The organism is Streptomyces hygroscopicus subsp. hygroscopicus, from assembly GCF_001553455.1.
In the GTDB taxonomy this organism is placed as follows: Bacteria; Actinomycetota; Actinomycetes; order Streptomycetales; family Streptomycetaceae; genus Streptomyces; species Streptomyces hygroscopicus.
On the sequence record NZ_BBOX01000102.1, the window covers coordinates 1 to 5,698 of the forward strand.

The following is a 5,698-nucleotide window of genomic DNA, read 5'->3' on the forward strand; positions in this document are numbered from 1 at the left end:
GGCCCGGACCCGGCCCGCCGGGCGGAGGGGCCGGTGCGGCCGGCCCGGCCGGACGCACCCGCGGTGTCATCGCCCCGGGGGACCGGGCCCGGTCCCCCGGGGCGGCCTCGGACGCCTTCGCCCGGCCATCACCCGTACGCGGCGGCGGCCGACCTGTCCCGCGCGGGTTCCAGCCGGACCACGACGGCCTTGGAGGTCGGTGTGTTGCTGATGTCGGCGACACTGTCCAGGGGGACCAGGACATTGGTCTCCGGATAGTACGCGGCGGCGGAGCCCACCGGCGTCGGGTAGGCGACCACCCGGAAGCCGGGCGCCCGGCGCTCCCTGCCGTCCTCCCAGACACTCACCAGGTCGACCATGTCCCGGTCGGCCAGCCCCAGCCCCGCGATATCGGCGGAGTTGACCAGGACCACGCGCCGGGCCCCGGTGATGCCGCGGTAGCGGTCGTCCATCGCGTAGGGGATGGTGTTCCACTGGTCGTGCGAGCGCAGCGTCTGGAGGATCAAGTGCCCCTCGGGCGCCCGCAGCGTGGTGAAGTCATTGCGGGTGAAGACCGCCTTGCCGCTCGGCGTGCGGAACTCCCTGCGGTTCACCGGGTTGGGCAGGCGGAACCCACCCGGGCGGCGGACACGGGCGTTGTAGTCCTCGAACCCCGGGATCACCCGGGCGATCCGGTCACGGATGGTGTCGTAATCGGCCTCGAAGCGCTCCCACGGGATGTCCGGCTTCTCCCCGAGGGTCAGCCGGGCGAGGCGGCTGATGATGGACACCTCGCTCAGCAGGTGCGCGGAGGCGGGAGCGAGGCGGCCGCGGGTGGCGTGCACCTCGCTCATCGAGTCCTCGACCGACATGAACTGCTCCCCGCCGGCCTGCACATCGCGGTCGCTGCGCCCCAGGGTCGGGAGGATCAGAGCCGTCCGGCCGCAGACCGTGTGCGAGCGGTTGAGCTTGGTGGAGATGTGCGCGGTGAGCCGGCAGGCGCGCATGGCCTGCTCGGTGACGTCGCTGTCGGGCGTGGCGCGTACGAAGTTTCCGGCCACCCCCAGGAAGACCTTGGCACGGCCGTCCCGCATCGCACGGATGGCGTCCACCGAGTCCAGGCCGTGGGCGGCCGGGGGAGTGAAGGAGAACTCCGCGCCCAGCGCGTCGAGGAAGGACTGCGGCATGCGTTCCCAGATGCCCATGGTGCGGTCGCCCTGGACGTTGCTGTGACCGCGCACCGGGCAGACGCCCGCCCCCTTCCGCCCGATATTGCCGCGCAGCAGCAGGAAGTTCACCACCTCGCGGATGGTGGGCACGCCGTGCTTGTGCTGGGTGAGGCCCATCGCCCAGCACACGATGACACTGCCGCTGGCCAGGACGCGGCGGTGGACCTGCTCGATCTCCGCACGGGTGAGCCCGGTGGCCTCCTCGATCTCCGTCCAGCCGATCGTGCGGGCGTGTGCGGCGAAGTCGTCGAAGCCCGTGGTGTACGTGTCGATGAACGCCTGGTCCAGCACCGTGCCCGGGGCCGCGTCCTCGGCCTCCAGCAGCAGCCGGTTGAGGGCCTGGAACAGGGCGAGGTCACCACCGGGCCGGATCTGCAGGAACTGGTCGGCGATGGCCGTGCCCCGCCCCAGGATCCCGCGTGCCTTCTGCGGGTGCTTGAACCGCAGCAGCCCCGCCTCGGGCAGCGGGTTCACGGCGACGACCTGGCCGCCGCGCCGCTTGGTCTCCTCCAGCGCCGACAGCATGCGCGGATGGTTCGTGCCGGGGTTCTGGCCCACCACGAAGACCAGGTCCGCGTCGTAGATGTCCTCCAGGCCGACACTGCCCTTGCCGATCCCCAGCGTCTCGTTGAGGGCCGAGCCGCTGGACTCGTGGCACATGTTGGAACAGTCCGGCAGGTTGTTGGTGCCCAGGGCCCGCGCGAAGAGCTGGAGCAGGAAGGCCGGTTCGTTGGCGAGCCGTCCGGAGGTGTAGAAGAGGGCCTCGTCCGGGTGGTCCAGGGCGCGCAGCTCGTCCGCCAGCAGCCCCAGCGCCTCGTCCCAGCCGATCGGCTCGTAGTGGTCGCTGTCGGGTCGCTTGACCATGGGCTCGGTCAGCCGCCCCTGCTGGTTCAGCCAGTAGTCGGACCTGCGGCCCAGTTCGGAGACGGAATGCTCGCGGAAGAAGTCCGCCGTCACCCGGCGCGAGGTCGCCTCGTCGCTGATGTGCTTGGCGCCGTTCTCGCAGTACTCGTTGCGGTGCCGCTGCCCCGGCGCGGGCTCCGGCCAGGCGCACCCCGGGCAGTCGAAGCCCTTGGCCTGGTTGATGCCGAGCAGTGTCAGGGCCGTGCGGCGGGGCGAGGTCTGCCCCAGCGCATACCGCAGGGCGTGTCCGACGGCCGGTGCACCGGTGGCCCACGTTTTGGGGGCCGACACCGACAGGTCGTCCTCGTTCGGCTCATCGATCGTACTCATGGTTCCCCTCAGCACGTGATCGCCCCGTGGCCAGGGTGCACCGGGGCAGCGTCGGCCTGTGGCGGGCGCACCGCCACGCATCACCTTCCGCCCGCTCGGAGGCATGGTCAAAGACCCGTTGCCGATCACGTGATAAGCGCCGCTTATCCGTCCGGTGGTCCGCCGGGCGGTGGACCGGTGGACCGTACGGTGAGGGCACCGCCCTGGTCAGGGAAAATGAGGTGTGCTGCTTCGCCAACTGGAATACCTGGTCGCCCTCGCGCGGACCCGCCATTTCGCCAAGGCCGCCGAGGAGTGCTACGTCTCGCAGCCCGCCCTGTCGGGTGCCATCCGCAAGCTCGAGGCGGAGTTCGGCGTGCCGCTGGTGCGCCGCACCCGCAAGTACGAGGGGCTCACTCCGGAGGGTGAGCGGATCGTGGTGTGGGCGAAACGGATCCTCGCCGACCGCGAGGCGATGGAGGAAGAGGTCCGCACGCTGCGCAGCGGGATGACCGGGCAGCTGCGGATCGGATCGGTCCCGACGGCGTCCACCGCGGTCTCCCTGCTGACCCAGGCGTTCTGCGCGGGGAACCCGCTGGCCCGGGTCGAGGTGCTCGCCGATCTCCAGACCGTGGACATCGAGGCCCGCCTGCGGTCCTACGAACTGGACGCGGCCGTCACCTACCGCCCCGGCGCGGACGGGGCCAGTGCCTTCACGTTCGTCCCTCTGTACCGCGAGCGTTTCGTCCTGCTCACCCAGGAGGCCGCCGACGGGCGGCAGCGGCAGGAGGCGTCGTGGGAGGAAGCGGGCCGGCAGCCGCTGTGCCTGCTGCACCCCCGGATGTTCGGACGGCGGACGCTGGACGCCGTCTTCGCCAGGACCGGCACCCCCGTGCGGCCCCGTGTGGAGACCGACTCCGTCGCCTCGCTGTTCGCGCATGTGAGAACGGGGCATTGGGCGAGCGTGGTGCCGCATGCGTGGCTCCACGTGTTCGGTGTCCCGGTGGGCATGCGCGCCTTGCCTCTCGTGCGGCCGGTGCACACCGAACAGATCGGACTGCTGGTCCTGCGGCGCGAACCGGCTTCGGTCGCGGCGCAGGCGGTGGTGGCGGCCGCGGGGAGGGCCGACATGGCGGCTGCCCTGGAACGCGTCCCCGGGGCGGCGGCGACCGAATTCATCGAGCGGCCCACGGCCCACTGAGCGGCCATGGCCCTTGAGTGGCCATGGCCCTTGAGTGGCCATGGCCCTTGAGCGGCCACGGTCCTTGAGTGGCTGCGGTCCACTGGCGGCCCCGGCCCGCTGGCGGCCCAACGGCCTGGTCTCGTCGAGCGGCGGGCGCCGCCGCGTTCGTCTGCCGGAACCGGCGCGATCAGTCCGCGGACCCGGGATCGCCGCGCTCCGCGGAGGGCAGGTGAACGAGCAGCAGGACGATCCCGGAGAGGAGGAAAACGCGCGTGGCGGCCTCCAGCCCGTTCCACTGCTTGGACTGCCACATGGCGAACCATTCGCCGCCGATGGCGATGAATCCGGCGCCGAAGAGCAGCATCACCATCAACAGCCCCACGGTGCTGGCCCGGCGGGCGCGGCGGATGCCGTCTTTGTCCCGGCCGACGCACCACATGCCCGTGGCGGTCAGGAGGACCAGAGCGGCGAGACTTTCCCAGACGATGATGGCGATGTAGGCGGTGTCCTGGAGCGCGCGGGAGTCGATCGCCCGCCACATCAGGTCCTCGTCCCCGAAGGTGGTGTCCATCGCCAGGACATGCCGTACGAACTGCTGGTTGGTGTCGAAGTCGGTGATGTTGCCGAAGGCGACGAGCGTGATGTACAGCGCGATCGTCCCGGTGAGTACCCCCGGGACGGCGGACAGGGCGCGGGGGGAACGCTTTCCGGCGGCCGGTGCTCTCATGGACGGCCTTCTCTCCTCCGCTGGATCCCGATGATCGTGGTGATCCACCATGCACGGAAGAACCGCCCCGCGTGGGTAGGTTTTCAGCCGCTTCAACCGCGAGATGGTTCACTTCTCGCCACACTGTCCGAGCCGTGGCCCGCAACCCGGTGGAGGGTCCGGTCGCCGGCTCGGCAGGGCGCCTCCGGCGCGGTCCGCACGGGCGGCACTGCTCCGCGCTGGGCGGTCCCCCATGCCAGAATGGGGCTCCGAGCGCGCTGTCCCGTCGTTCGCCGTTGTGATCCACCGAGGTACTTCCGTGACCAAGCCCGTCGCCCGCGAGCCGCAGCGGCGCAATGCGCGCTCCAACCGGGCGCGCATCCTGGCCACGGCACGTCGGGAACTGGGGCAGAACCCGGACATCACCCTGGAAGAGCTGGCGCGGGCCGCCGGTGTCGTGCGGCGCACCCTCTTCGGACACTTCCCGGGACGGGCGGCGCTGTTGGAGGCGCTGGCCGAGGAAGCCTCCGAAACCCTCCGGGCCGCGGTGGCGGCCGGGGTGAGGCCGTTCGAGCCGGCCGACCGGGCTCTCGCGTACTGCTCGCTGTCGATGTGGCCCGTGGGCGACCGTTACCGGATGCTTCTGGCGCTGGCGCGTCACGACCTGGGCGAGGACCGCGTGGCCGAGATCCTGCGGCCGGCCCGCGAGGCGATCACGGCCATCCTGGAGCGAGGGCGGCGGGACGGCCTCTTCCCCGCCCACCTGCCGGCCGCCGTCCTCAGCGCCGGTCTCGAGGCGATGACGGTCGCCCTGCTGGAGGAGGTCAACACCGGGGCGCTGGAGGACGACGGCACCCGGGTGGCCGTTGCCATGCTCATCGCGGCCGGTGTGCCGGAGAAGCGGGCGTGTGCCGTGGTCGCCGCCGTCGCCGCCGAGGCTGCCGCGGAGGCCGCTGACGGCGGTTGAGCCGTGGCGCGGTGCCGTGGCGCGGTGCCGTGGGGTCCCGACGCCCGTGGCCGGGCCGGGCGATGGGGCGGTGGTGGCCGTGGTAGGCGGTCACGCCCTGCCCGCGGTGTGCTCCCACACCCTGCCCGTGGTACGCGTTCACACCCTGTCTGCGGTGTGCTCCCACACCGTGCCCACGGTGTGCCCCCACACCCCGCCCGCCCCCGCTTCCTGACCGCGCGGTGCCACCGACCGCGCGGCGCCACGGCCCGTGCCCCCTGCCGTCTCCACCGCCGGTGCGGAGGCAGGACTACCCCAACGAAGCAAGCGCTGGGAGACGTACGGCGGCAGCCTTCGGTTGCGCACCGCGATAGCCGTCGCGCACGGCCCGCACGGCGGCGTGGCCGACCGCCTCCGGCGGGACGGTCGGCGTGACCGGCGGG

Annotated in this window: 4 protein-coding genes; 2 read left to right on the plus strand and 2 right to left on the minus strand. The window is 72.0% G+C overall.

Going from position 1 to position 5,698, the window contains the following annotated elements:
- Nucleotides 1–128: 128 nt before the first annotated feature.
- Entirely contained in the window at nucleotides 129–2,441 is a 2,313-nt protein-coding gene (locus AXW62_RS11330; protein WP_060944386.1) for an FdhF/YdeP family oxidoreductase, read from the minus strand.
- A 223-nt stretch (nucleotides 2,442–2,664) separates the two neighbouring features.
- On the opposite strand from AXW62_RS11330, the gene AXW62_RS11335 reads away from it, so the two are divergent.
- Nucleotides 2,665–3,621: a LysR family transcriptional regulator gene (locus tag AXW62_RS11335; RefSeq protein WP_060944387.1), complete on the plus strand. Its 957-nt coding sequence runs from the start codon at nucleotides 2,665–2,667 to the stop codon at nucleotides 3,619–3,621.
- 169 nt (nucleotides 3,622–3,790) lie between these two features.
- Here AXW62_RS11335 and AXW62_RS11340 read toward each other — a convergent pair whose 3' ends face one another.
- Entirely contained in the window at nucleotides 3,791–4,330 is a 540-nt protein-coding gene (locus AXW62_RS11340; protein ID WP_060944388.1) for a DUF2165 domain-containing protein, read from the minus strand.
- Nucleotides 4,331–4,628: 298 nt separating this feature from the next.
- Here AXW62_RS11340 and AXW62_RS11345 point away from each other — a divergent pair, with 298 nt between their 5' ends.
- Nucleotides 4,629–5,276, plus strand: a complete 648-nt coding sequence (locus AXW62_RS11345) for a TetR/AcrR family transcriptional regulator (protein WP_060944389.1) — start codon at nucleotides 4,629–4,631, stop codon at nucleotides 5,274–5,276.
- The last annotated feature ends 422 nt before the right edge of the window (nucleotides 5,277–5,698 follow it).

Bases quoted from the DNA above. Each gene is read 5' to 3' on its own strand.
- AXW62_RS11330 (WP_060944386.1), bottom strand. From the start codon at position 2,441: ATGAGTACGATCGATGAGCCGAACGAGGACGACCTGTCGGTGTCGGCC.
- AXW62_RS11340 (WP_060944388.1), bottom strand. From the start codon at position 4,330: ATGAGAGCACCGGCCGCCGGAAAGCGTTCCCCCCGCGCCCTGTCCGCC.